Here is a 24,850-nt window from a genome sequence, read left to right as displayed (position 1 = left end):
CCGTCAAGAACCGGATTGATTTTGGACCACTTCCACTTTGCTTTGATCCTTGTTGATAATCACTTGTCCCCGGTTTTCATGGATATGAATGATCTGCTGGATAATCTTGTGTTCCCCTTTATTCCATTTCTCAGAACGATGGCTGTTCCGGTTTGCCATCTGACGCAGCAATTGCTCAACCGGTTTTTCGTCTTTTTGTTCATAGACCTTATTTTCTTCCGGAATAAACGACCGCAAAATCCCCGAAGGAAGGTGATTCACCCGGCCAAACTTTTTCCAGTTGGCAAAAACGATAAAGCTGTCTTTCGCCCTGGAAACAGCTACGTTTAGCATATTGGGTTTCCGGTCATAAAAAGCTTTTCCCTTGGCCGAAGTATCCACCGCCGAAAAAAGGATGATATCCCTTTCTGCTCCCTGCAGGGCATGCAATGTTCCAACCGTAATCCCCTCAATTCCGCATTCACTCAAAAACGCTTTAATCAACGTCGACTGGTATCGGAACGGGGTCACAATCCCCACAATTTCCCCCAGCTCTCTTTTCGAACCAGCCTTCCGATTGGCCCGATCAAGGATCTTTTCTTTGTTCCGTTTCAGCCAGGAAGCAATCGCTTCCGCTTCCATGACGTTAAATTTGCTCGTGCCGTCCGCTTCGGCCTGCCCCTCGATATCGGCATAGCCCATATGCGGCAGGAAATCGTACTTATGTTCATTTGGACGGGCCGCAATCAGGTTGTTATCATAAGCGAGAGAATTGCAAAACCCGATGATCTCCGGCACACAGCGGCGATGTTCGGCCAAAAACATCCCGCCCGCCAGTTCGTTCTTCTGATATTTGCTGCGGCGTTGGGCGATTTTCATCACATTTCCCTTTGCAGCAGTGATTCCCTTCGCTTCCATGTCCTCCAGTTGCGAGAGATCCTTCATCACCTTGAACCCGAGCAAATTCCCGACATCAACGGCGGATGGCAATGAAACCACAGGCTCAATTTGGAGAGTGTCCCCAACCACCAGCGCTTTTCTGGCTAACGCAAACGAAGGGGCCGCAATTTGCGGAGCCACTTGTCCCGCTTCATCGATGATCAAAAGATCGATCACTTCAAACAAGTATTCGGTTTTCCCCTTATTCTTCTCATACGCAAGCGGATCTTTTTGCCACACGCTCATGATTTGCGGCAACATATGTAAGGTTGAGACAAAACAGGGCGCCAGTTTGGCATAGCGATGGTACAATTCGATTCGGCGTTCTTTAGGCGTTGGGCGTTTTTCCCTTATCTGCTCCAGCCGGGGCAGTCCTTCCACCTCTTCCAGCCATCTTGCTTCCCAATAATGAGTCGCCAACAGAAAAGCTTCATAACGCAACGTCCGATCCAACTCACGCAATACAGACCCCAGATCCGGCAAATCGTCTGTTCCAGTTCTGCCAAACGCCCCCAACCACCGATTGAACTCTTTTTTCCCCTCGTTTAACGTATGAAGAAGGGCCTTTGCCTTTTGCAAACAGGCACTCGTCTCTTCCCAGTCTTTTCGCACTTCGTCGTGATAATGAACAATCGACTGCTCGATCGACGAAGTAGAGAAAGAAGAAAACACAAATGGTGCCTTTTCCCTCCATTGCGCAATAAATTCCCGATTACGCCCTTCCCGCTTTTCTTCCACTGAAGTGAAAAGCGAAAGAATCTTCCAGATCAACGGCTCTTTACGCCGGAATGCCCTCCAGGCCTGTTTTAGCGCTTCAGTTTGATCCAGCAAACGGTCTTTCTCTTCCAGCAGCTCTTTCCATTCCTGTTCCCGTTTCTGAAGTGTCTCCAAGGAGCCTTCAAATTCCGCGTGCAACTGTTTCCGTCCGTCTTCCAGCTTCCGGGCCAGCTCCATGCCGTCCAGAATCGCCTGATGGGTTTTCTTCAGCTCCTCATGCAAATGCGCCCTTATTTCTTTGATAGAGTGAGCAGAACGCTTGGCAAATTGCTGATAGCGCTCGATAAACTTATTTTTCAATTCATGAAATTTCCACCGCTCCTCCAGGCCCTCCATGAAATTCTCGCCATTGAACCTTACGATTTGATAGTCATGGCCTTTTTCCTGCAACTTTTTGGCTTTATCCGAGCTGGGAAAATAAATACCATAACTTTTTACGTCCGGAAGCCACCTTCCGCGTAACTTCTTGATCTTCTCCATCCATTCGGAAGAGTGACTTTCCGACAACATCCCCTCTTTGGCAAACGACTCGAGAATATTGGTAACCGCCTGATTGTTGGTCGAAGCGGCCACGATAATCGGAGGCTCTTTCTCCTGAAGCGCGGCTTCCACCCACAAAGAGGCCACCACGTTCTGGATCAGCGTCGTCTTTCCCGTTCCCGGCGGACCATTGACAGCCAAAATCTCTCCGTTTTCAATGGAGAACAAATGGTGTAACGACTCCCGTTGCCCATCCGACAGGGGAAAAACTCCGTTCATCTGTCCCAAATGTTTGTCCGCCCCCGCTTCTGCAGATAACAACGGCACTTTTTCCCGATCTTCCAATGAGAGATATTCCTTCAGCAATACAGGAAGGCGATCTTGCGACAGCAGCTCTTGATACGCACTCTCAATTGCACTGCCCTGCGGTTTTTCCGGGAGCGGGATTACCCGGCCCGTTTCACTGCGCGCATACCCTTTAATCGCGAATGTTCGCATTGTGCTTCCCGTTACTGCTCGAAACATCTCTTCGGCATAGTGCCAGGCTTCTTCCCAATGATCCTGGGCCATATAAGGATGTTTCATCACATAACGATCCATCTTTTCCACCGATCCCACCGCAACCTTGTCTTCCGAAGACGGGGAGAGATATTCGCGGGAAATATAGGGCGGGCGATGGGGAATGGGGAAGAAACGTCCATCCTTGATGCAGGCTGGTATATAAAGGGGCGCAACAGTCTGAAACTTATCCTTCTCATGCATCAGCACAACCGGACAAACATGGTATTCAATCTCTCCTTCCTCCAATTTCCCGGATTTGAGCAAACGCCGGAGGAATTCTTCCGATACAATCCCCCTTTCCATCTCCTGATAGCTCAGATTCACCCCTTCCCCCAATTTGCTGGATAAACCGTCGTCGCGAAAACAGCGAAAATAATAACGCAAGACATCTTGTTCTTTCCCCATGGTCTACCCCCTTTAATAAAATATTTTTGTATAATCGACTGTAACTGGTAATTTAATAGATCTTTCCTCATTATAAAATTTATTTAGTGAAATCGAAATATTTTATTTCCCTTCCCGAAAATTTTTCACAAAATCCCTTTCCTCAGGGGTTAACGTTTTTATTCGTAATTTTTCCAATAAGATTGTTTTATGTAAAAAATAATGCTATTCTATTTTTGACTATTATTATTAAAATAAGGTATGTATCCTAATAATCGTCTCCCTCTACATTGGTGACAACGGATTTCCTCAGTATCAATTTCATTGCAGATGAAGGAGGACACCTCTGCCTTATGTTCCTGGTCATCTTTCTACTCTGTCTGCTTTTGCTTTTTGCAATTGTGGGGATCGTATATCCAACACGCCTGCATAAGAAAATCGCGTACAAAAAATTCAGCCTTGGAAAACGGTTGTGGAATGTCGCCCTGGTGTTTCTCTGTTTCATCCTGATCGCCACTTTCCCCCACACAGACAAAAGCAGATCAAGACCCTGCCAAAGCTCAGATTGAAGCCGAATTGGAGAGTACGAAACAACAATTGAAAAAAACGAATGAACAACTAAAACAACAGCAACAACAAATTTCTGCATTGCAAAAGAATAAGCAGGATCTAGAAGCGAAACTGAAATCTTGCGAGGAAGAAAAAAAGAAACTGCAAGCGGAAATAACCCAAAAGGAAAACGAAGCAAAAGCATCTGAGGAGAAAAAACAGCAAACTTCCCTGCATAGCTCTTCCGCTTCAGACAATCACCCGACTGCAACGAAGAAAAGTTCTTCCTCAGTCTATTATCCAAACTGTTCCGCTGCGCGTGCAGCAGGGGCCGCACCAATATATGAAGGAGAGCCCGGATACGCAAAAAAACTTGACCGGGACGGAGACGGGATTGCCTGCGAATAGATGAAAAGAAAGAGGGACTTCCACTGATATGGCAGGAAGTCTCCTTTTCATGACCGATCTCGCAACAGAAAGCCATCTTAAATACGATCCCGCTCTCGACTCAATGCTTCTTTTAGGGGGGGAAATGCACCATCAATACAAATCTGTTCGATCAAACCATTAAAACCCGATATCACTTTTGGGAAAAGATCGGAACGTTGGATCCGGATGTGTTGACACATATCGTGAACCCGGCTTTTTTGGGAGGTCCCGCATGGCCTGCGTTGAGACAAGCTTTTGTGAAAATCGAAACTCCTGATACCGTGATTTTGGCCAGTGACGGTTTGTCTGATCCGTTTGATGACATGGAAGAGCCAAACCAGGGATTTTCGCTGGAGTGTTACCTTGAATCGGATGATCCCGCCTTGCGAAAGAATATCGCCGATCTTAAAAAAACATGGCAATTTCAGCTTGTATATGAAGTCGCGCAAAACTTCGCCAACCATGGGGGCGTAAAAGCGTTGTTGGAGGAGTATGGCACTCTTTCGATGGAGTTTTCACATATCGATGTGCCGGAGCCTTTCAGAGATGAGGAAGGGCGCGTGGGCATCCTGCTCGGGCTTGAGTCTGAGCAAATCCCGACCAGTATAACGGGACCGGCCGGTGACATTCGCTTGGTAAGCATCAAAATACTCACGTCACAAGAACTGCAATACATTTTGGAAAAGGGTGCCGTCGGGAGAAAAAGATTGGCTCAGTTATTCCGGGAACAAGGCTCCCATCATCTGTCCTCTCTTGATCGGAATTCCGTCGTCTGAGAAGCGACCGGCTTCCTTCAGGGAAATGAAAGATCTTCTCGACACAAAAGGAAATATATAGTACAATACCGCCTAAAACATTACTGAGCCATTATTCATCCCTCCGGTACATAAATGAATCTTGAAGGAGTCACGTTACATGCACGCAGTCACAGAAACACATCCATCCAGAGAAAAACTGGGAAGGCTTTTAATCTCCTGTTCCGACCGCCCCGGCATCATTGCTGCCGTATCACGTTTTTTACATGAACAAGGGGCCAATATTGTCGATTCGCATCAATACACCACTGATCCCGAAGGCGGGTTCTTTTTCATGCGTGTCGAGTTCCAGTTGCCGAATTTGACACGGCAAATCGAAACCTTGCGCGAACGATTTTCGCCAATTGCCAATTCGTTTGACATGAACTGGCGAATCACCCCTGCCGCCAAAAAACAAAAAATGGCCGTGTTCGTTTCCAAAGAAGATCACTGTTTGCGCGAAATCCTCTGGCGCTGGAGCATCGGCGAATTATACGCGGACATTGCCATGGTGATCAGCAATCACCCGAACATGGAAGCGATTGTCGCACCGTTCGGAATCCCGTATTACCATGTCCCGTTCAGCAAAGAAAACCGTGACCATGCCACCCGCATTCATCTGGAACTGTTGGAAAAAGGGCGAATCGACACCATTGTTCTCGCCCGTTATATGCAGATCATTCCCCCGGACATCATCGACCGCTACCAAAATCAAATCATTAACATCCATCACTCTTTCCTCCCCGCTTTTGCAGGAGGGAAGCCGTATCACCAGGCTTATGACCGGGGAGTTAAAATCATCGGAGCCACCGCTCATTATGTCACGGAGGAACTGGATCAAGGCCCCATCATCGAACAGGATGTACAGCGGGTTGACCATCGACATCAAGTTGAAGATTTAAAACGAATCGGCAGAGACGTGGAACGAATGGTACTGGCCCGGGCAGTGCAATGGCATTTAAATGATCAAGTCCTGGTGCACGGAAACAAAACCATCGTGTTTCGTTAGCACCGGATTGAGTGGGCTTCGGCTCACTTTTTTTGTGACAACGGAAAAAGGTTGCCTCCTTAAGGATAGTCTGCATTTTATCGGCAAATTCAGGAAGAAAGCTCCGTTGAATTTGGCTGAATTTTTTCAGCGGTTATTACCGAATCACTACAGATGAAGGGAGGGGTATAAAATGAATATTGATTGGAGTATATTCAGAAACATTAATTTTCTGTTTTATTTAAGTTCCATTTGGGTGTCCTCACTCGGTGGGGCCATTTTTACTATCGTGTTGACTTGGATGCTCGTTGAATCCACTGGATCTTCCGCGGTGGTGGGTACCTATCTCTTTTTGTTGGGTATGTCCAAATTGATATTCATCCTGTTCAGTGGTGTGATTGTCGACCGATTCAAGGCCAAGAACTTGTTGATCGCGTCGGATTGGATCAGAGGGGGAATCATGTTTCTCTTCGTTCTGATTAGACTTCAAGGTTCTCCCCCCCTTTGGGTATTTTACATAATGGGTATTGTCTTCGGCATGGTGGATGCCCTTTCAGAACCGGCCGCCATTACTTGCCGGATTCAGATCGTAGAAAAAAAATACTACAGTCAATCTCTTAGCGTTCTGACCATTGCAACACAAATATCCGCTGTGATAGGTCCCGCCATTGGCGCATGGTTTGTCAAATTCACAGGAGGTGTTTCGGCTATTGCATTAAACGGAGTTGCTTTTATTATACCCGGGCTTCTGTTGATGGGGACAAGGTTTCGGGAGGTACAGGAGAAAGACAAAGAACCGAAAGAAAAACTATGGTCTAGTTTTGTAGAAGGAATTCGATACTTTATAACGACTCCCATTATTTTTACCATGGCGGTTTTTGCGCTTTTTGCCAATGCCGCCGTGAGTACAATCAATGTTAGCATTCCTTTTCTCGCGAAGAATTTGGGTTTTGGTGTGTTAGGGTTCGGATGGATGACTACGGCGATCGGTATTGGTGGCTTTATTGGCGCGTTGCTCTTTTCCGTCATCATGATTACCAATCCCCGACCGGTTATGACGTTGTACACCTGTTTTTTTCAAGGAGTAATTTTACTTTTGGTAAGTTTTGTGGATCATTTTTGGCTTGTGATCTTTCTCTTTATGCTGATCGGTTTCCAGGAAACAGCGGTTAACGTGGTTGCGCCGAGCGTCAACCATTCAATTATTCCCAGAAAAATGTTTGGACGCGTTTTAAGCGTGATGATATTGGTAATGACCGGTTCTCAGCCTATTTCTCAAGCTTTGGCAGGTTGGGCAATGAAATGGACCGGACCGCAATCAATCTTTTTGTATGCAGGTTTGCTGGAAATGATCTCGGCAGTTATTGTGTTTCTGTTTCCCTTTGTCCGTCGTTTTCAGGTTAACAAGAAGGAAAGTACAGAGATGGAAACCGTGTGATGAATGGGGTAAATAAAAATGGACTGGAGCAAATCTTCTTTCATTTTTCTACTCGCCGGCTGCGTAATATGGGTTGGGAATCTATATAGTGGCAGATGACGTTGTTGAGAGGGGCGATATTCGCTGTTTTTTATCCCATCCGTAAAACGCTTTTTCATGCTTTCATCACAGGTTTCATTATTTGGGAAGTACAACTATTTGTAACGTATAAATGGCATTTGTTATTTAGTTTTTCCAAGGTATTGAGCCAACTATTTCACTTAGGGAATTATGGATCGTTGTTGATTTTGGCTACGACCGCTGTAAGTGCATGTAAACTTTTGCATGTACAGTCGTTCCCCGGTTTTACAGATAAAGAAATCAACCGCCGGAATGAAAAGGCTCTCTCGCACTTCGGATTGGGGATACCTTCACCGAATATGCGGGAGAGCGAATTATGCACCGGCTGTAACATGTGCAAATGGCTATTTTGCATCAATCTCGTTTTTCTTGCCAAAGTGCAGTTGTTCACCGGTAAGAGACCACCCGGTTTTTAACCCGAGAATAAACCAGCCGAGTACCAGCACACCAATCGTAAATACGGTGTCCCCGATTATCCGAAGCCATACGAACTTGTGAATGATGCCCCGTGACATGAATTCGGCCGAACGGGCATACCACGTGCCGTGTTCCACGCTTGCCAATGTCTGCATCAAGCCGATCGGGATCAGACTCAGCAGAACCATCAATGCCAGCCCGATATTGATCGCCCAGAACGAGAAAGCGAGAGCCTTTGTTTTCCACACGCGTTGTTTGGTCAATCCCCGCAAACAAAACAGCATAAGCCCTATTCCCAACATGCCGTACACCCCGAACAGTGCCGTATGTCCGTGCACGGGTGTGGTGTTGAGTCCTTGCATAAAGTAAAGTGCAATCGGAGGATTGATAAAAAATCCGAATAATCCGGCGCCCACAAGGTTCCAAAAAGCAACGGCCACAAAGTAGTAAATCGGCCACTTGTATGCCGCTACCCAGGGACGGGCACGGGAAAGGGTCAAATTCTCATATGCCTCAAAACCAATCAATACCAACGGAACTACCTCAAGTGCACTGAAAGTGGCCCCGAAAGCCAAAACTCCGATAGGCGTTCCGCTGAAATATAAATGGTGGAACGTGCCGATGATTCCACCGAATAAAAAGATAATCGTCGAAAAAAGAACGGAAGCGGTGGCCGTTGAGACTCGCAACAATCCCATACGTGTGAACAGAAAGGCGATCACCACAGTTGCAAATACTTCAAAAAACCCTTCTACCCACAGATGCACCACCCACCAACGCCAGTACTCGGCAATTGCCAAATGAGTATGCTGTCCCCACATCAGTGCCGGAACATAAAACACAGGAATCGCGGTGGAGGCAATCAAAAACAGAATGAGCAGATGCCTGTCGTCTTTTTTCTTTCTCAGCGCAGGCCAAATCCCGCGTGCCATCAGGAACAACCAGAGGAAAAGTCCGACGGCCAGGAACAATTGCCAGAATCGTCCGAGGTCCGTATATTCATACCCCTGATGTCCAAACCAGAAGTTTGTATTCAATCCAAGACGTTGCCGTATTGCAAACCACTGTCCGACCATTGAACCGACAACAATAATCAACAAACTTACAAAAAGAAAGTTTACAAAAAAACGTTGGTATTTTGGTTCACGACCGGAGACTGCCGGAGCCACAAACAATCCGGTTGCAATCCAAGCAGTTGCAATCCAAAAAATCGCCAATTGGGTGTGCCACGTACGCGTTAAGGAGTAAGGGATCCATTTTGCAATCGGAATTCCGTAGAAACCCGCTCCTTCCACCTGATAATGGGCAGTGATCGCTCCAAGGCCAACCTGAACGACCATCAAAACAGCGACCAACCAAAAATACTTGACTATTGATTTCATCGAAGGAGTCGGCGACAAGGCGAGCAATGGGTCCTTTTCAGGAAAGGTCTCTTCCAATTCGACGTGTTTTTGTTTGGCATAATACCAAGCCAGTGCGCCTATGCCGGCCAGCAGCAGAACAAAGCTGACCACAGACCAGATCACCATCGATCCGGTTGCCACATTCCCGATTAAAGGTTCATGGGGCCAGTTATTCGTGTAAGTAATGTTGCTGCCCGGACGATTGGTTGCACAAGCCCAAGCCGCCCAGAAGAAAAAGGCGTTAAGGGCTTTCATCCGCTGTGGATCTTTGATTGTTCCGCGGGGTATGGCGTAGTCGTCACGCAAATGATCCAGTTTTGGATCGTTGCCAAATAAGGCAGTGTAATGTTTGCTCGTGGCTGCAATTGCCTGCGCCCGTATGGGGGAGATCACCAAGTCTCCAGTGTTCGGATGATAAGTGTTGGTTCTCATTTCTTTTTTCAATCTAGTCCTGAGCATCGCTCTTTTTTCATCATCCAGCGCGTTGTAGGCTTTTCCATATTGATTCAACGCATATCTGTTGAGAATCCACATGGATTCCCGATGCAACCAGTCAGCAGTCCAGTCCGGCGCCACATATGCTCCATGCCCCCAGACTGTTCCAACTTCCTGTCCGCCCATAGACTGCCAAACGTTTTGACCGTCCTTAATCTCTTTTTCAGTAAACAGCACGTTACCAGCACTGGTCATCACTCGTTTGGGAATAGGAGGCATTGTATGATAAATCTCTCCACCGTAATACCCGAGAATGGCGAATGAAATGATGAATACAAGTGCCAAACTTACCCAAAGCCTGGTAAGATTCATTAATTACACCTCCATCAACCTGCAGTTGACAACTTGGATATTCGTGAATATTTTTCGCAGCGATATCGCTCACTATTCAAAATTTGCCTCATTCCATCAGGCAAATGCATTTGCTCCCGCTTATCGCACAATCACAGTTTGTCATAAAAGAAGGGATAAGAAGGAGAACATTTCACATGATGATTAAACGGAAACGGGCATACACTTATCCAAAGCCGATGATTTTCGTGATGAACTGCGAAGACCAGTCGTAGATGACAGAATTTTCTATTATATTATGATGGAACAAGGATAAGTCTGGATAATTCATCTACGCCCGCAGAAAATAAAAACTCCAAACGAAGCATAATCTATCAATGCATCTTTTGTTCCTAAATAGAAAAAGCCATCCTTGTGGACGGCTCATGAAGCAGGCTTTCAGGGGATCAATTATGGATCGTCACATATTCATGTGAGTTTAATTATTTTATATTCCATATATTACTCATAGGTAATTGTGTCATACTCATTTATACTTTCCATATCGTCCAGTTCATCCTTACTTAATGCGAGCTCTGGGTTAATAACAAGATCGCTATTAATATCTCCCTGATTATTACTAAAATCACCAATCAGAACATTATTTCCAATACTTCCATGTACATTTATTGAAATACCAGCAGGCTTTTTATTCTCTATAGCCATTTTTAAATTCAATAAATACAATTCCACAATACTTAAGAAAGGCAAAATCACTTCAAGTATAAAATTTCGCGTTGAGGATTTACGGATAATTTCATCTTTAACTTTTGAATGTTTTTGATAACGTGGGTCTAATAGCACGTCCTTATCACAATATGCATAAATAGCATCAAATATGGTAGTGAAACGTTTATAAGCAGCGATTATATACTTCAATAAGAGAAACAGAAAAATTACTTTATCATCATCCTCATATGGAAAATGAAATTTATAGCTGAACAATACACACGTTTCTACCATTGATTGAACATCAAACAAAGCACCTCGCATCTGTTGCTTACTTTGCAACAATTCCATTACTAACAAATCCTCATTTACAAAAGCAACTATTCTTTGAATATAATTATATAAATCCTCAGGGGTTACATAGGAAGAACTCTCCTTTAAATAACCTATGTAATTACAGGCACTGTTAACTCGATTCATTAAATTTTCCAATTCCTTTTTACTTGTATGCAACTCGTTCAATGTATTCACGCGCCTCTTCTCTCAAATATTTGCATTTTTGATTTAAGGGACAGTATACACAACGATATGTATTTGCTATATACCAGTCAGAGCTTTGCTTAATACTTTTTAAGACCTGATTTAATGCAAAAATAAATTTTTTCTCCAAAGAAAAGATCCTAGGCTTACGATTTTTATACTGAATCTTTCCACGTATCTTGTACCCTGGAAAATAATTTTGTGCAATTAACATTTGTGCGATAAGTCGAAGAAGATGATATTTATGCGCTATAGGCACATAGTGTGGGATATCCTCATGAGAGCAATCAAAATAAACACAACAAATTTTTTCTTTATCCTCATATAATTCTATTACCAACTCATCATCAAAGAGCTTATACTCTTGATTAATAATTTCCTGAACCCCGTTTTGTTGTTTTTCGATTGCCTCCGTATATTCTTCCGCTAACAATATGGCATCCGTGTTATTAAACTCCTCCAATAATTTATGCTTATTTTTTTCTGCCTCCCATAAGACGCGTTGTATTTCTTTTTCGTACCATAGTCTCATACTTCTAACTTGATCATCCGCTTTTCTTTTTCGGTAAGTATAAACTGATTCTTGAACAAACGAAACAATTCGCGGCCCAAACACCGATAATACAAGTGAAAAAATAATCGTAGAGAACGGACCTGCAAACAAACCAACTACTAGAAAGGAGATTAAAAAAACAACTATCCTGGAGACTATTGAAGGCAAATCGATGGGTAATTTCGGATAAATTACTCGTTCATAATTTGGTTCAGGAGGTAGTGTAGGGTTGCAATATTCCCTCATAAGTTCACGATTTTGAATTGCCTTTTTAAATTCATTTTCATCACGAATGTACTCTCTTTTATTTTGTTTCCATCTCTTGGGGCAATACAAATACTCTTCGATTTCTTTCGTATGTATATAACGATCAGTCATATACTCACCTCTATCTTACCTTTGCAAAAACATACCCAAAATTTGAATAATTGAAGAAATATTAGTGAGTAATGGTAAATCCTCGCATAATTTATCTTTTAACACACCCAATTGTCTTATTAACAATTTGATAACCGACTCTTTCGGTTGACCGGTTTCAATAAATTGTTGGTTAACATCTATTAATTCTATGGTATCCTTTTTATCAATTGGTAATATTTCTTGATTCATTTCAATCAACCTTTTAAATTCATTAATCAGTTTCTTTAATTCTTCTTCTTTACTGAATTGATTTTCTCCATTAGTACCGATATATATTTGATTATTGGAATTTAAATTTCCTTTATTATTTGTAAAATCACCTATAAGAGCACTTCCATGAATACTACCATTAATATGAATATTAACCCCGTTTTTGTCTTCTTGTTCAGACATAAAATACCTCCTAATAATTATTTTTTATCATTATAATATAAACTTAACAGAAGATAAACCATCGCTCTCATCATTATTCCAATTTCTCATCGATTTACTCAACTATACATTCTTTTAAACAAAGCCTTGCTTCTGTAGGGAATGAAGATCCACTCCTAATCGCCCAGTCCATTTTTCCTCAATACAAAAAACCCTTGGTTTCCCAAGGGCTTCTCTTTGGTGCTGGAGACAGGACTCGAACCTGCGACCCCTTCATTACGAGTGAAGTGCTCTACCAACTGAGCTACACCAGCATGTTGCTTATGGATTTTGGTGGAGGCGAGCGGAGTCGAACCGCTGTCCGAAGACATCGCCACGCCAGCTTCTCCGAGCGCAGTCACTGTATTGAAGATTCGCCTTTAAAACTGCCCAGTGACAGGCGCTTTTAAAGACTAGCCGCTTGAAATTCGCCTTCCGATCAGCGGCCGATCGGTCAGCTAGCCTGCTGGATTATGAGACCCGGCAGCTCCACACAGGCGATGGAGAAGCGAGTCCTGGCTGGTTAATTAAGCAGCCAGAGCGTAGTTTTCTTGTTTGCCAGTTACATTTGGCTTCCGCGTGTTTAACGAGAAACGCAGCCCCTCGGCTCGCTACTGACGCTCGAACTATCCCCGTCGAATCCCAAGAACGCCCCCGAGATTCAACTTTTCGAACAAAGTGACCGATGATGTCGATCACAGTTTTAGATTATAGCATCATGTAGAAAAACATGCAAGGGTATTTTTTATTTTTTTAACGGAAATTTTGCTCCTTCAGCTTGCGGCGGATCATGCGCTCCGCATCGCGTTTGGCCTCAGTTGCCCGCTTGTCATAGAGCTTCTTGCCTCGTCCGAGACCGAGCTGGACTTTGGCAAAACCGTTGCGCAAGTGAATGTCGAGCGGGATGAGGGTCAGTCCCTTAATTTTGGTTTGGCCTAGAAGCTTGTCAATCTCCTTTCGGTGCATAAGCAACTTGCGGGTGCGGGTGGGATCGACATTAAAGCGGTTGCCCTGCTCAAACGGGCTGATATGCATACCGATGATGAAGAGCTCTCCTTGATCAATCCGCGCGTAACTGTCTTTCAAGTTGACGCGTCCCTGGCGAATCGACTTGATTTCAGTTCCGGTGAGAACGATTCCCGCTTCAAAGGTCTCTTCGATGTGGTAATCATGGTATGCTTTTTTGTTCTTGGCAATCACCTTGGTCCCTTTGTTTCCCATCGTTTCCACCTCAAACCCTGAAATCGCAGTAGATTCTATTATACCAAGGAAAGTCGAAGCGAATCAATGGGATTTTTCAGTACCATCCGGTCTGAAGGGAGGTTCCCGTATCAAAAAGACAAGGGAACCCCCTTAAGGCCGGGACTACTTCTTCTTTTTTTTCTTCTTTTTCTTTTTTCCTTTTTTTCCCGGCTTCTGCTGTTTGATGAAGTCGGATGGGTCGACGGCATAAGTTTTTCCCTTTTTTCCTTTTTTCACTTTCGTTTCGCTTTCGGCTGCCCTTTTTCGTCCCTTGCTTTTCGCTTTCTTTTTCTTCCCTTTTTTGAGCGGAGCCCGTTCGTCGGAGTAATGCTCCAAAAGTTCAAAATCGATTTTGCGCTCATCGACATTGACGCCGCTCACTTTGATCCTGACGCGATCCCCGATGCGCAGAAGGCGTCCGCTACGCTCGCCGATCAGGGAATAGGTGGATTCATCGTAATGATAGTAATCGTCGGTCAGGAAGCTGATATGAACCAGCCCTTCAATCGTATTGGGCAATTCGACAAAGATGCCGAACGAGGTGACACTGCTGATGATGCCGTCATATTCTTTCCCGATCTTGTCCATCATGTATTCGGCCATTTTCAGGTCCTGCGTTTCCCGTTCCGCATCGACAGCAATCCGTTCACGGATGGACGATTGCTGGGCGGCGTCCGGCAGATACTCATTCAATTGGTCAATCCTCTCCGCCGTCAGGAAACCATTAGCCAACACTTCCCGGATGACGCGGTGAATCAGCAGATCGGGATAGCGGCGGATCGGGGAGGTAAAATGCGAATAAAACGGTGCCGCCAATCCAAAATGGCCGATATTTTCCGCGGAGTATTTGGCTTGTTTCATTGAACGGAGCATCACCGTGCTGATCACATGTTCTTCCGGTTTCCCCTGCACTTTTTCCAGCAACGCTTGCAATGCATGGGGTTTGACCTGATCGGGCTTGCCTTTGACGGAATAACCGAAGCTGGTGATAAACTCATAAAACGCTCTCAGCTTTTCGGCATCCGGATTTTCGTGAATGCGGTAGACAAAGGGAACACCCAGGTTGAAAAAGTGCTCGGCGACCGTTTCATTGGCGGCCAGCATGAACTCTTCGATCAGTTGTTCAGCGATGGTACGCGGGCGCTTCACGACATCCACCGGTTTTCCCTTTTCATCGACAATCACTTTGGCTTCGGCAAAGTTAAAGTCGATCGCCCCCCGCCTCATCCGTTTGCGGCGCAGGGTCATCGCCAAATCGGCCATCAGCCTGAAATCGTCAACGAGCGGTTGGTAGCGGGCGATCAGTTCTGGGTCTTCATCCACCACGATTTTTTTCACGTCGGAATAAGTCATCCGCTCGCGGGTACGGATCACACTTGGATAGATCTCGTAATTGACAACATTTCCTTCGCTGTCCAATTCCATATCGCAGGTCATGGTCAGACGGTCTACCTGCGGATTCAGGGAGCAGATTCCGTTGGACAGCCGCTTGGGAAGCATCGGAATCACGCGGTCAACGAGGTACACGCTGCATCCGCGCTCATAAGCTTCCCGGTCGAGAGCCGACCCTTCTTTTACATAGTAGCTTACATCGGCAATATGAACGCCCAGCCTAACATTGCCGTTTTCCAAACGTTCGACGGAAACGGCATCATCGAGGTCCTTGGCATCTTCGCCATCAATGGTCACCATCGGGCGTTCGCGCAAATCTCTTCTGCCCTTGATTTCTTCTTCACTGATCGTCTCCGGGATCGCCTCGGCTTCTTTCAGTACGGCCTCGGGAAACGCCTCCGGCAAACCGTGCTTGCGAATAATCGAGAGGATATCGACGCCGGGGTCGTTTTTATGACCCAAGATCTCGATAATCTCCCCTTCGGCACTGTGACGTCCCGTGATTTGATGGAGTTTGACCACGACTTTTTGCCCGTCACGCGCATTCATCTGAAATTCCGGCGCGATGAAAATATCGGTGGCGATGCGTTTGTTGTCCGGAATGACAAACCCAAAATGGGAGGACAAACGGGTAAAGGTACCGACGATTTTGTCGAGCTTCCGCTTGAGGATGCGCACGATTTCCCCTTCCGGGCGGCGGTCGCCCGATTTGCCTTTATGAATCCGCGCGAGGACGAGGTCTCCGTCCATCGCTCCGTTCATGTCGTTCAAATGGATGTAGATATCGCGCCTGCCAGGCTGATCAGGAATCACGAACCCAAATCCTTTGGTGCTACCCTGCAAGGTTCCCCGCACCAGATTAAAGCGTTCCGGCACCCCGTAGCGACTGGCTCTCGTTTTGACGATGTCGCCGTCCTCTTCCATTTTGTCGAGCAACGCAGTAAAACTTTCCCTATCTTCCTCGCCGATCTGAAAAGAGGCGATCAATTCCTCCAGCGTAAGTGGTTTATATGCTTTTTCCAACATGAATTGCCGAATCTCATGTTCTGTGATCATGTACAAATCTGTCATCAGGAACGGCTCCCGGTAACAGAGTTTTTCACCTCTCTTTTTTAGGATCCGATGAGGAAACGCGTCCGATAAATTCCTCAATCTCCTGGAACAATTCTTTCCTTTCTTTGTCAACGGTAATGATGTGCGTCGAATTTTCATACCAGGAAAGTTTTTTCTCTTTTGAGGCGATTTGCGAAAAAATATATTCCGCGCTTTTTTCCAATACCAGCTCATCTTTGGCGGCTTGCACGACCAGTGCCGGTGCCGATACCCTTGGCAGCCTGCTTCGCATTTCCCGAATGAGGCGCACCAGCTCGCCCACACATTTGACCGGGGTTTTATCTATCGGCACGACATGGGCGGCGATTTCGGGGTCGCGTTTTTCCGATTTTCGGGTAAAGCGGATAAAATACTGCAGCACGTTGGCCAAGAGCGCACGACGGTCGCGAATCCAAACCGGAGCGCACATCGAGATCACACCATCGACCTTTTTTTCGGCCGCCAGCATCAGTGAAAGACATCCTCCCATCGACAGACCCGCCACAAAAATCCGGTCCAAATCCTCTTCCCGCATTCTCTCATACGCATCCAAAGCGCTTTGCCACCAATCCTTCCATCCCGTTTTCTCCATTGTTTCCCCATCAACCCCGTGCCCGGCGAGGAGAGGAGCATAAACGGTAAACCCTCGCTCCTTCAAATAGTAACCCATGGGACGAAGTTCGGAAGGAGAGCCGGTAAAACCATGTATTAACAGAATGCCCACTTTTCCACCCGAATAAAAAAAAGGATCGGGGGTGCGCTGTACGATTTTCATCTGCTATCCTCCATCCGACGCAAAGTTTTCCGCCATTTTCACGATAGCACAAAGAATCGGAAAGGAAAACAGTCCCATCGAAGACCGGTTTCTTTTTCGCGGACACGTCCCCCTCTGATCCGTGAAGTGTCCCCGCAACAATCATTTCTCCTCGTCATGATGAACCCCCGGCGGGATCACCGGGGTTTAATGGCAGAGGTTGATTTTTGAAGAGGATGCGTTTACCACCAAGAGCTGCATTGCTCCCCTCCACCCGGAGGAACGACACATACGCGGAATCGACGGTTAGGATCACTGGAAGCGGGGTATGCCCAAGTGGTAATGGTTGACGAACCGGAATATATATAATCATAGGTACCTATGGTTTTTCCGCCATCAAAGCTGACATCAAAGTAAAGTGTATAGCCGGGACTGGAAGTTGTGAGTCTGCCCCATCCATATTGTTGACCGTTATAGTAGCCTGTTCTTAACTCTGCAAAATTAATGGTACGAACAGTTGACCGATTCGTGGTGCAATCGGGATCGGCAAGCCATGAATTACTAATGGTACAAGCTTGCGTTCCAACCTCTGCTGCGATCGACGTCGCCGGCACTCCAAAACGTCATCACTGCCACCAAAGTGATCGCAAAGAGTCGTTTCAACAAAGCTCCCTCCTGTTGAATTGTATTTAAAATTCGCAATACACGTTTAATTTTAATATTAATTTAATATTTTGTATAGTATGTAATTTATAGTAAAAAGATAATTTTATACAAAAAGTAGATTGACATTTTTCATAGCGGGAAAAATAGAGCGACTACCATCTTTCACAAAGATACAGACTCATTGAAATCGAATCATGTTAATTTGTTCAGGAAGAGCGGAAGTGCAAATCCGGATTTCCATTGTTTCGACGGATGCTGAATCGGGTCTCCCACGGAGCCGTGAGTTGTATCAGTGGATCCTTTTATCATTGGTGAGGTAAACAAAGAGAAGGGCCCCTATTTCTGAGACCGTAAATAAAACGGGAGGAAGAGAAATGAGGAAGAAAAAACAGATTGGTATACATATTGATGGCTGTATTTTTGCCAATGATAAAAATACAGATATTGACCATGATGAATTTTTGGATAAGTTTATTGCGTTTGTCGAGGAAAACGGATGGCTATTCGGCGGGGGAACCAAGCGGATTGATGAGGATGGGGATTTAGCAGAGCATTGCTGACTGTGAAAACCGAAGTCTGCCACCCAAGCATCTTGGTGAGAGATTCCCAATTGCCATTCGTATCCGATTTGGGACATTTCAATTCCAAGCCAAGGCTTTAAGCTCCATCTCTCTGCCACGATTGTGCCCTTCTTTAAAGGAGGACATTCTCATATGTAATATAAATCGTCACTCACGAAATCACGGTCAACATGTTGAAAGGAGGATTTTTTGTTGGTTGGCCCAATCACCCATCATCGGAAACCCATTTGAAGCTACCGGGTTTTATTGGCAATTGACAAAAATCCCGGACAAGTTATTGGATTCATTAATGCTGTCAGTGACGGCTGAACCATGTGTACCATGTGATGAATCTTCAACCCTTTTGTGAAAAAAAGGCCCGGGGTATGACGGTCCGGCACGATCAAAGCCAATCAGGTTAAAAGAAAAAAGACGGCCTCGTGTCGTCTTCTTTATTTGGGTTTCCCATTCTTGTGTTCCTCCCTCAAACACGCCAACGACAACCTCAACGCCATGTTCTCGAAAATGCTGGATGCCTTTTCTGCTAACCTTCGGATAGATCAACGATACCAACAAGAACTTTGGCCATTCCTGCGTCCGTTAATGCTTCGCAACATGCCGCATTCGAACTCCATCTGAGCATGGGTTCCCGCGTGCAGTATAGACTGTTGCCCCTTTCGTTTTAACACCAGCCTGGAACATTCGCTTCCGCAGCAGGCCGAGTGAGACGTGTACCCACGAACAACGGTCACTCCGTTTTTGACGATGATTACTCCGGCTAGCGGCTTGTTTCCATCTTGCCTTGTACCCTCGTCTGTCACAGTGATAAGTTGCCCCCTGGAACCACATACTTGTTGACTTTGACATTAATGTCAAGGTTTATAATCACATTACAACACTTGAATGAAAGGAGGTTATTAATCTGCTTTGCGTATTGGTGAACTCGCTCGACTAACAGGAGTAAGTCCACGTGTATTACGGTATTACGAAAAAAAGAAGCTAATTACACCGACACGATTGATTAATGGTTATCGGGAATACAACTCCATAGCTATTAAACAAGTCAAAATGATTCAATTTTACTTAAGTCTAGGTTTTACCACAGACCAAATATCCAATTTTTCGAATTGTGTTCTCGAAAATAATGAAGCTGTTTGCCAAGAAGTTTTGTCTACGTACGAAATGAAAATAAAAGAATTAGATGATTATATAAAAATTCTATCCGAAATCAAATCAAATTTGGAAGAACGGGTACATGCGATCAAATTGGAAAAAAAGACAGCTAAACACAAAGGAAATGAATCATATGACGGTAGTTAATATTGCATTACGATCATTTCATGTCTATTCCCCGATTAACGTGTCATTCATATTTGATTGATACTTTTTTCTGGTGACGTGATGTACAAAACTTTTTTTGTCTTTACGGAGGAAAGGAGCCAAGAGCGATGATCATCGACAGCCATAGTCATGTGATGTTACCAGTTGAAAAACAAATTGAGTTAATGAATGAAGCAGGGATAGATAAGACAATCCTTTTTTATACTTCAATTCACCCCGAGCGAGCAACGGATTTTCAGTCGTATGAAAAAGAAATGAGAAAACTGTTTAAAATTTTAGGAGGACATGTAAATGATGCCAAAGGAAGGGAAAAAGGAATTGAAGAACAGCTGCAATCTATTCGTCTATATCCCGATCGTTTTTTAGGCTTTGGTTCTGTACCAAATGGGTTAAATGACGAAAAGACAGCTGAGTGGGTCGAAAAACAAGTGATCGGTAATGGGTTTAAGGGGCTCGGAGAGTTTACGCTTGCTCCTGGGCAGATAAATACTTTGGAACCAGTTTTTAAAAGCTCTTGCGAGTTTGGATATCTTCCCATCTGGGTGCATACATTACATCCCCTTGGTTTAAGCGATATTAAAGAGCTGGCAGAATTGGCAAAGAAGTATGCAAAGGTTCCCGTAATCTTCGGGCATTTAGGCGGTCTAAACTGGTTAGACACGATCAAAATTACAAAAGAAATTTCTAATGCGTATCTTGATGTTTCTGCTTTTTATACTACAGTTGCATTATCTTTAGCAATGTTAGAGTTACCTGAGCGTACTTTGTTTAGTTCTGATAGTCCTTATGGCGATCCCTTGTTGGTAAGAATGGCAGTAGAACGACATTCAAATGATCCGTACACACGCAAATGTGTATTAGGTGATAATATTGCGAAATTGTTAAACTTATAACTAAATAAAACAGGGCATATAAATGTGTCGGATCAATCTGTGAATCGCACTCTACGAGCCTCTCAGCCCCCTATTTCAAGCCATATAAAAGATGCTACCCGAATCGGGTAGCTTTATTTGTTCCTGGGTAAACAGGATCTGGTTGGCCCCCGAAAAGGTGATGTCAGACTGCTGTAGGGCGAGTAACCAAAATAGTGGCCAATGATTTAGAAAGGATTCATTCCTGCTTGATGAAGACAACCACCTCCAACTTTTCCATGGAATCTCATTTGTCAAGGAGAATGCGATTGGCAAGGGTATTCTGGTGATTTACAAGAAAAACAGGACATGCCCGCAACACCATCCTACGTGATCTTCGAGGAAGCCATATCCGTCGTAATTGCTCCAAGTGAGCCAAGATGGATTTGCGAGCTACGACGGGATGCGATATGAGATTCTTTGGTCCAAGAAGCCATCGTCTGTGAAGTCCGGGGAAAACGAATGCATCTTCGGCGAGGACGATTGCCAAGTCCGAAACCGCGCTCCTTGGGTGGAGATGTTGATGATGCCTCCGCTATTTTTTTCGACCATTTTTGGAAATACTGTTTGAGTTACACAATAGGCCCCCAATACATTGCGGAGGTTAAAGTCGCTTACGCGGCTTTCCCGAAAGTACGGGTGGAATGAGCGCTAAATGCGAAAAAGCACTGTTGACTTAAACCAAGGTTTAAGTCGTACGATAGTCATGTCGACAAGAAATACTGGATTTGGAGGCCTCCACTATGAAATACTATACCATTGGCGAAGCTGCAGCCATGTACAATATACCGGAATCCACCTTGCGCTTTTATGAAAAAAAAGGTCTTCTTCCGTTTGTCGAACGGGACGAGGCGGGCAGAAGATTATTTTCGGAACGTCAATTGGCGTTGCTGCAAATCATAACTTGCCTTAAGAACACCAACATGCCCATCAATCAGATTAAGCAGTACATGGACTGGGTTGTTGAAGGAAATTCAACCATAGAGAAACGGCTCGACATGCTGTTGAAGCATAAGCGAAACGTGCTGGATGAAATAGCATTAATGCAGGAATACCTGAAGGGGATAGAGGAGAAAATCGAACGTTATCAAAAACAACTTCGTGGAGGAGAAAACCTATGAAGCTTACAGGAAATACAATCTTGATTACTGGCGGCGGCTCCGGGATCGGGCTGGCCTTTGCAGAGAAATTCGTGCAAAACGGAAATACCGTCATCGTTATCGGCCGGCGGGAAAATGTTCTTGAACAAGCCCGGAAACAAGTCCCCGGCTTAATCACCCGGGTTTGCGACTTGGAGCAAGAAAGCGAGCGTCTGGCCTTGTTCGATTGGGTGACAGCAAACTATCCCGACGTGAACGTGCTGATTAATAATGCCGGGATTCAACTGCTATACAGAACAGCTGTACCAAGCCAACAAAGACTCTATTGAGTAATGGGGATGGAGCGTAAAAAGAAGAAGCTGATTCGTGATGAAGCGGCTTCTTTGCGTTCATTTTAATGCTCTTCTTTCCGCCCCTCAGACACAATCAACCCGACCACGCGGGCGGTCGCTTCTCGCAAAGAATCGATATCTTCCACACTGCCCGTACGCGGCAATCCGTATCGGACAGGAACCCGTCTCCAACCACAGAAAGACCACGAATTCCAGATGGATCTGAACTTGTCCAAACCTACTGAATCCGAAATAGAGACTCCAAATAGATCCTTTCAGGAGAAATATTCTGATGTGGCGACTGATTCTTTGATCTGTTTCTCTTCAAAGCGACAACTCCCACGTCTCCCCCACCAGATCCGGACCAAAGTTGTGGTGTTTTTCTTCCTTTACAAGTTTGAAGCCGTGCTTCCGGTAAATATGCCGGGCCTCTTTAAGCACGTCGTTCGTCCAAAGAACCAGTTTCTTGTAGCCGCATCTCCGGGAGAAACGAATGCATTCTTCGACGAGGCGGTTGCCAAGTCCGAAACCGCGCGCCTTGGGTTCGACCAAAAGAAGCCGAAGTCTGGCAACGGTATCGCTGTCTTTCATGACAAAAACACAGCCGACATTCTCCCCGTTCATCTCGGCAATCCAACAGCGCTCCCTGGACGGATTATGGCGATGCATGTAATCGGATACAATCTGTGCGACCAATGCTTCAAAGCGCTCATTCCACCCGTATTCCCGTGCGTAAAGAACACCGTGACGATGGACGACCCAGCCCATGTCACCGGGTTCGGGAAAACGCAGGAAAAAGGGTTCGGAGAACTTGAAACCCTGGCCCCGGGTCAGCACGTCTTCGATCGTCTTCATGGCCTCCAGAAGGCGCTCTTGATCCCCTTCAGAGAGGCTGCCAAGCATTTCGGCCACTTCCTCTCGGGAACGGCGATCAAGCATCATGAATACCTGCCTTCCCTCGGAAGTCAGGGAAAGCAGCCTCTGCCGGGCATCGATTTCCGAACGGACTTTTTCGATCAGCCCTTTTTCCTCAAACCGGGACAAGATGCGGCTGAGATAACCCGGATCCAGCCCAGTTTCCCGGGACAGATCCGAAGCGGTCAAATGGTCGTGATGCGCAAGTTCAAACAGGATACGAACTTCGGTCAGGGAAAAGGGACTGTGCAACAATCCCTCGCGCAATACTCCGATATGCCGGGTAAAAAATCGGTTGAAATGCCGGACAGCACTGATTTTCGCCTCCAGATTTTTCATCTTTGTTTCGCCCCCTTTTCAATGCCATTATCAACTATATATTTGCTTTAGTCAAGTTTTTGTCCACAAAGCAGAATTGCAGCAGTCAGAAAATAATCCTTCTCAGCGATCCGGTCGAAACGGGAATTTATCGTTTACCGAAAAAAATAAAAACAGGAAGATGGCTTTACATACCATCTTCCAGCAACTGAAATCATTTCAAAAGCATTGTCCAATTTGTAATTGAAAAACCGAGACATGAGCCTCAGCTTCCATAAAAAAGCCCCACAGGACAACATCTCGAATACTCTTCTTAGACCTTAGTTCTCATTTTTAATATTAATCAGTTCCGCCTGAATGATATAGCGATCGGGTGTACTGCCTATGTAGTCGAAAGGATAACAGGTGGTAAGTGAAAGAACCGGACGGGAATAAGGTACAATCACTGTACGACTCCCCACGAGAAAACCGAATAGAGCAACCTGTAAAAAATATATATTTTAATTACCGTTTTATATGACTTTTTTATGAGCAAACCTTTACGAATTTGTGTACTGAAAATTTAGTCATTTACTTGAACGATGAATCGATGTTATAGATTTCAAACCTTATTTCATTTATAAATTTAATATCACATAAATAAATTACATAGCAGGGGGTTTTTTAAGTGAGAAAATGGACGAAAGTAATACCAGCCTTGGCAGTTACAGCTGCATTGGCTTTTCCGATGACCACCTTTGCGCATTCCGGTAATCAACCTGAAGTAGATGCCAAATACCACCTGTTACCGAAGGTGGAAGTAACCGATTCCACCATTGATATTTGGACAAGCATTTTTGGTGCGAGCACCGTTGACAGCGGAGAATGGCAAATCATTCCGGTCGGTCCGAACAAAGCTGGTAAACCCGCCCATCTCAATCAATCGACCAAAGCCCAATTCCACGCGCATTTTGAAGGATTAAAACCCAGTGTGGAATACTGTTTCAACATTCACTTTACCGGAAAGCTGGATGGAGATAAAGTAAATACCGCCCTGATGTTGAAAGGCAAAAAAGGAAATCTCTTCTGTGTGAAAACGGATGATGGAAAACCTGGCCATGACAATCCCGGGGATGATAACGGCGGTGGCACTGCACCGGGAGATAACGGAAACAATGGCGGAAATAACGGTGGAACCACCCAGCCTGGCAATGGCGGAAACAACGGGGGAAATTACGGCGGAACCACCCAACCAAGTAACGACGGAAACAACGGAGGAAATAACGGCGGAAACAGCGGCAACACCGGAAATCAACCCTCGAACGGTCAAGGGGGAAAACTGCCAAAAACAGCCACTTCCTATGCCAATAACATCGGACTTGGGGCAACACTCTTGGCAGCCGGATTGGGTATGCTGATTCATCGTCGCCGTCAAACCGTTTAATTGATAAAAAAAGCGTCCTTTGACGGGACGCTGAGATTGATGACAAACCCCCCCCTTTTCTTCGGAAAAGGAATGGGGTTTTGTATATTTCTAGGATATATACAGATAAAGTAAACCTGATGTGACCT

General features: G+C 45.1%; 18 protein-coding genes, 1 tRNA gene, 1 other RNA gene and 3 pseudogenes. 10 read left to right on the top strand and 13 right to left on the bottom strand.

Translation table 11 applies throughout. From position 1 onward, the window contains the following. Positions 1-3: 3 nt before the first annotated feature. Positions 4-3,141 carry a DEAD/DEAH box helicase gene (locus I8U17_RS14370; protein ID WP_198059646.1) on the bottom strand — a complete coding sequence of 1,046 codons (3,138 nt, stop codon included), beginning with the start codon at positions 3,139-3,141 and terminating at the stop codon, positions 4-6. 813 nt (positions 3,142-3,954) lie between these two features. On the opposite strand from I8U17_RS14370, the pseudogene I8U17_RS18990 reads away from it, so the two are divergent. From I8U17_RS18990 to I8U17_RS14350, 4 genes and pseudogenes are all read left to right on the top strand, one after another. After that, positions 3,955-4,077 (top strand): annotated as a pseudogene (locus I8U17_RS18990) (excalibur calcium-binding domain-containing protein); the annotation flags it as partial. A gap of 278 nt (positions 4,078-4,355) precedes the next feature. Further along, on the top strand, positions 4,356-4,874 hold the full coding sequence (locus I8U17_RS14360; protein WP_160173803.1) for a suppressor of fused domain protein: 519 nt from the start codon (positions 4,356-4,358) through the stop codon (positions 4,872-4,874). 139 nt (positions 4,875-5,013) lie between these two features. Then, positions 5,014-5,901 carry a formyltetrahydrofolate deformylase gene (gene purU, locus I8U17_RS14355; protein WP_033099862.1) on the top strand — a complete coding sequence of 296 codons (888 nt, stop codon included), beginning with the start codon at positions 5,014-5,016 and terminating at the stop codon, positions 5,899-5,901. Between the two features lie 172 nt (positions 5,902-6,073). After that, on the top strand, positions 6,074-7,318 hold the full coding sequence (locus tag I8U17_RS14350) for an MFS transporter (RefSeq protein WP_198059644.1): 1,245 nt from the start codon (positions 6,074-6,076) through the stop codon (positions 7,316-7,318). Between the two features lie 464 nt (positions 7,319-7,782). On the opposite strand, the gene I8U17_RS14345 is transcribed toward I8U17_RS14350, so the two are convergent. The 9 genes from I8U17_RS14345 to I8U17_RS14305 all read right to left on the bottom strand — a co-directional run bounded on the left by I8U17_RS14345 (position 7,783) and on the right by I8U17_RS14305 (position 17,177). After that, positions 7,783-10,065 carry a nitric-oxide reductase large subunit gene (locus I8U17_RS14345; RefSeq protein ID WP_033099860.1) on the bottom strand — a complete coding sequence of 761 codons (2,283 nt, stop codon included), beginning with the start codon at positions 10,063-10,065 and terminating at the stop codon, positions 7,783-7,785. 480 nt (positions 10,066-10,545) lie between these two features. Beyond that, entirely contained in the window at positions 10,546-11,283 is a 738-nt protein-coding gene (locus tag I8U17_RS14340) for a hypothetical protein (RefSeq protein ID WP_198059643.1), read from the bottom strand. Then, positions 11,252-12,223, bottom strand: coding sequence for a hypothetical protein (locus I8U17_RS14335; protein WP_198059642.1), 972 nt, complete (start codon positions 12,221-12,223; stop codon positions 11,252-11,254). The genes I8U17_RS14340 and I8U17_RS14335 overlap by 32 nt, the downstream gene beginning before the upstream one ends. Positions 12,224-12,238: 15 nt before the next feature. Then, on the bottom strand, positions 12,239-12,658 hold the full coding sequence (locus I8U17_RS14330) for a hypothetical protein (protein WP_198059641.1): 420 nt from the start codon (positions 12,656-12,658) through the stop codon (positions 12,239-12,241). A gap of 217 nt (positions 12,659-12,875) precedes the next feature. Then, a tRNA-Thr gene (locus tag I8U17_RS14325) sits at positions 12,876-12,951 on the bottom strand. A 17-nt stretch (positions 12,952-12,968) separates the two neighbouring features. Further along, positions 12,969-13,332: a transfer-messenger RNA gene (gene ssrA, locus I8U17_RS14320) on the bottom strand. Between the two features lie 97 nt (positions 13,333-13,429). Next, positions 13,430-13,897, bottom strand: a complete 468-nt coding sequence (gene smpB, locus I8U17_RS14315) for an SsrA-binding protein SmpB (RefSeq protein WP_033099859.1) — start codon at positions 13,895-13,897, stop codon at positions 13,430-13,432. A gap of 144 nt (positions 13,898-14,041) precedes the next feature. Next, positions 14,042-16,381 (bottom strand): ribonuclease R, encoded by a 2,340-nt coding sequence (gene rnr / locus I8U17_RS14310; protein ID WP_232331120.1) that lies wholly within the window; start codon positions 16,379-16,381, stop codon positions 14,042-14,044. A 28-nt stretch (positions 16,382-16,409) separates the two neighbouring features. Continuing rightward, positions 16,410-17,177: an alpha/beta hydrolase gene (locus tag I8U17_RS14305; protein ID WP_033099858.1), complete on the bottom strand. Its 768-nt coding sequence runs from the start codon at positions 17,175-17,177 to the stop codon at positions 16,410-16,412. A 1,019-nt stretch (positions 17,178-18,196) separates the two neighbouring features. Here I8U17_RS14305 and I8U17_RS14300 point away from each other — a divergent pair. The 5 genes and pseudogenes from I8U17_RS14300 to I8U17_RS14280 form a co-directional block, all read left to right on the top strand. Then, entirely contained in the window at positions 18,197-18,382 is a 186-nt protein-coding gene (locus tag I8U17_RS14300) for a hypothetical protein (protein WP_033099857.1), read from the top strand. A 927-nt stretch (positions 18,383-19,309) separates the two neighbouring features. Continuing rightward, entirely contained in the window at positions 19,310-19,702 is a 393-nt protein-coding gene (locus I8U17_RS14295; RefSeq protein ID WP_198059640.1) for a MerR family transcriptional regulator, read from the top strand. A gap of 128 nt (positions 19,703-19,830) precedes the next feature. Further along, positions 19,831-20,616 (top strand): amidohydrolase family protein, encoded by a 786-nt coding sequence (locus tag I8U17_RS14290; RefSeq protein ID WP_033099854.1) that lies wholly within the window; start codon positions 19,831-19,833, stop codon positions 20,614-20,616. Positions 20,617-21,377: 761 nt separating this feature from the next. Further along, positions 21,378-21,755 carry a MerR family transcriptional regulator gene (locus tag I8U17_RS14285; RefSeq protein ID WP_033099853.1) on the top strand — a complete coding sequence of 126 codons (378 nt, stop codon included), beginning with the start codon at positions 21,378-21,380 and terminating at the stop codon, positions 21,753-21,755. Continuing rightward, a pseudogene (locus I8U17_RS14280) lies at positions 21,752-22,018 on the top strand (SDR family NAD(P)-dependent oxidoreductase); the annotation flags it as partial. The gene I8U17_RS14285 and the pseudogene I8U17_RS14280, both read left to right, overlap by 4 nt. A 110-nt stretch (positions 22,019-22,128) precedes the next feature. On the opposite strand, the gene I8U17_RS14275 reads toward I8U17_RS14280, so the two are convergent. From I8U17_RS14275 to I8U17_RS14265, 3 genes and pseudogenes are all read right to left on the bottom strand, one after another. Next, positions 22,129-22,302 carry a hypothetical protein gene (locus tag I8U17_RS14275; RefSeq protein ID WP_198055960.1) on the bottom strand — a complete coding sequence of 58 codons (174 nt, stop codon included), beginning with the start codon at positions 22,300-22,302 and terminating at the stop codon, positions 22,129-22,131. 88 nt (positions 22,303-22,390) lie between these two features. Continuing rightward, positions 22,391-23,320, bottom strand: coding sequence for a bifunctional helix-turn-helix transcriptional regulator/GNAT family N-acetyltransferase (locus I8U17_RS14270; RefSeq protein WP_033099852.1), 930 nt, complete (start codon positions 23,318-23,320; stop codon positions 22,391-22,393). 299 nt (positions 23,321-23,619) lie between these two features. Then, positions 23,620-23,751 (bottom strand): annotated as a pseudogene (locus I8U17_RS14265) (class D sortase); the annotation flags it as partial. Between the two features lie 215 nt (positions 23,752-23,966). On the opposite strand from I8U17_RS14265, the gene I8U17_RS14260 reads away from it, so the two are divergent. Beyond that, on the top strand, positions 23,967-24,722 hold the full coding sequence (locus I8U17_RS14260) for an LPXTG cell wall anchor domain-containing protein (RefSeq protein ID WP_198059639.1): 756 nt from the start codon (positions 23,967-23,969) through the stop codon (positions 24,720-24,722). Positions 24,723-24,850: the final 128 nt, after the last annotated feature.

The sequence above is a fragment of the Thermoactinomyces sp. CICC 10521 genome (assembly GCF_016055135.1).
GTDB classification, from domain to species: domain Bacteria; phylum Bacillota; class Bacilli; order Thermoactinomycetales; family Thermoactinomycetaceae; genus Thermoactinomyces_A; species Thermoactinomyces_A daqus.
The sequence above is the reverse complement of the archived record's forward strand: the minus strand, read 5'-3'. Positions and strand labels throughout refer to the sequence as shown.

Bases quoted from the DNA above. Each gene is read 5' to 3' on its own strand.
- I8U17_RS14370 (WP_198059646.1), bottom strand. From the start codon at position 3,141: ATGGGGAAAGAACAAGATGTCTTGCGTTATTATTTTCGCTGTTTTCGC.
- purU (WP_033099862.1), top strand. From the start codon at position 5,014: ATGCACGCAGTCACAGAAACACATCCATCCAGAGAAAAACTGGGAAGG.
- I8U17_RS14350 (WP_198059644.1), top strand. From the start codon at position 6,074: ATGAATATTGATTGGAGTATATTCAGAAACATTAATTTTCTGTTTTAT.
- I8U17_RS14345 (WP_033099860.1), bottom strand. From the start codon at position 10,065: ATGAATCTTACCAGGCTTTGGGTAAGTTTGGCACTTGTATTCATCATT.
- I8U17_RS14335 (WP_198059642.1), bottom strand. From the start codon at position 12,223: ATGACTGATCGTTATATACATACGAAAGAAATCGAAGAGTATTTGTAT.
- I8U17_RS14330 (WP_198059641.1), bottom strand. From the start codon at position 12,658: ATGTCTGAACAAGAAGACAAAAACGGGGTTAATATTCATATTAATGGT.
- smpB (WP_033099859.1), bottom strand. From the start codon at position 13,897: ATGGGAAACAAAGGGACCAAGGTGATTGCCAAGAACAAAAAAGCATAC.
- rnr (WP_232331120.1), bottom strand. From the start codon at position 16,381: ATGACAGATTTGTACATGATCACAGAACATGAGATTCGGCAATTCATG.
- I8U17_RS14305 (WP_033099858.1), bottom strand. From the start codon at position 17,177: ATGAAAATCGTACAGCGCACCCCCGATCCTTTTTTTTATTCGGGTGGA.
- I8U17_RS14300 (WP_033099857.1), top strand. From the start codon at position 18,197: ATGAGGAAGAAAAAACAGATTGGTATACATATTGATGGCTGTATTTTT.
- I8U17_RS14290 (WP_033099854.1), top strand. From the start codon at position 19,831: ATGATCATCGACAGCCATAGTCATGTGATGTTACCAGTTGAAAAACAA.
- I8U17_RS14285 (WP_033099853.1), top strand. From the start codon at position 21,378: ATGAAATACTATACCATTGGCGAAGCTGCAGCCATGTACAATATACCG.
- I8U17_RS14270 (WP_033099852.1), bottom strand. From the start codon at position 23,320: ATGAAAAATCTGGAGGCGAAAATCAGTGCTGTCCGGCATTTCAACCGA.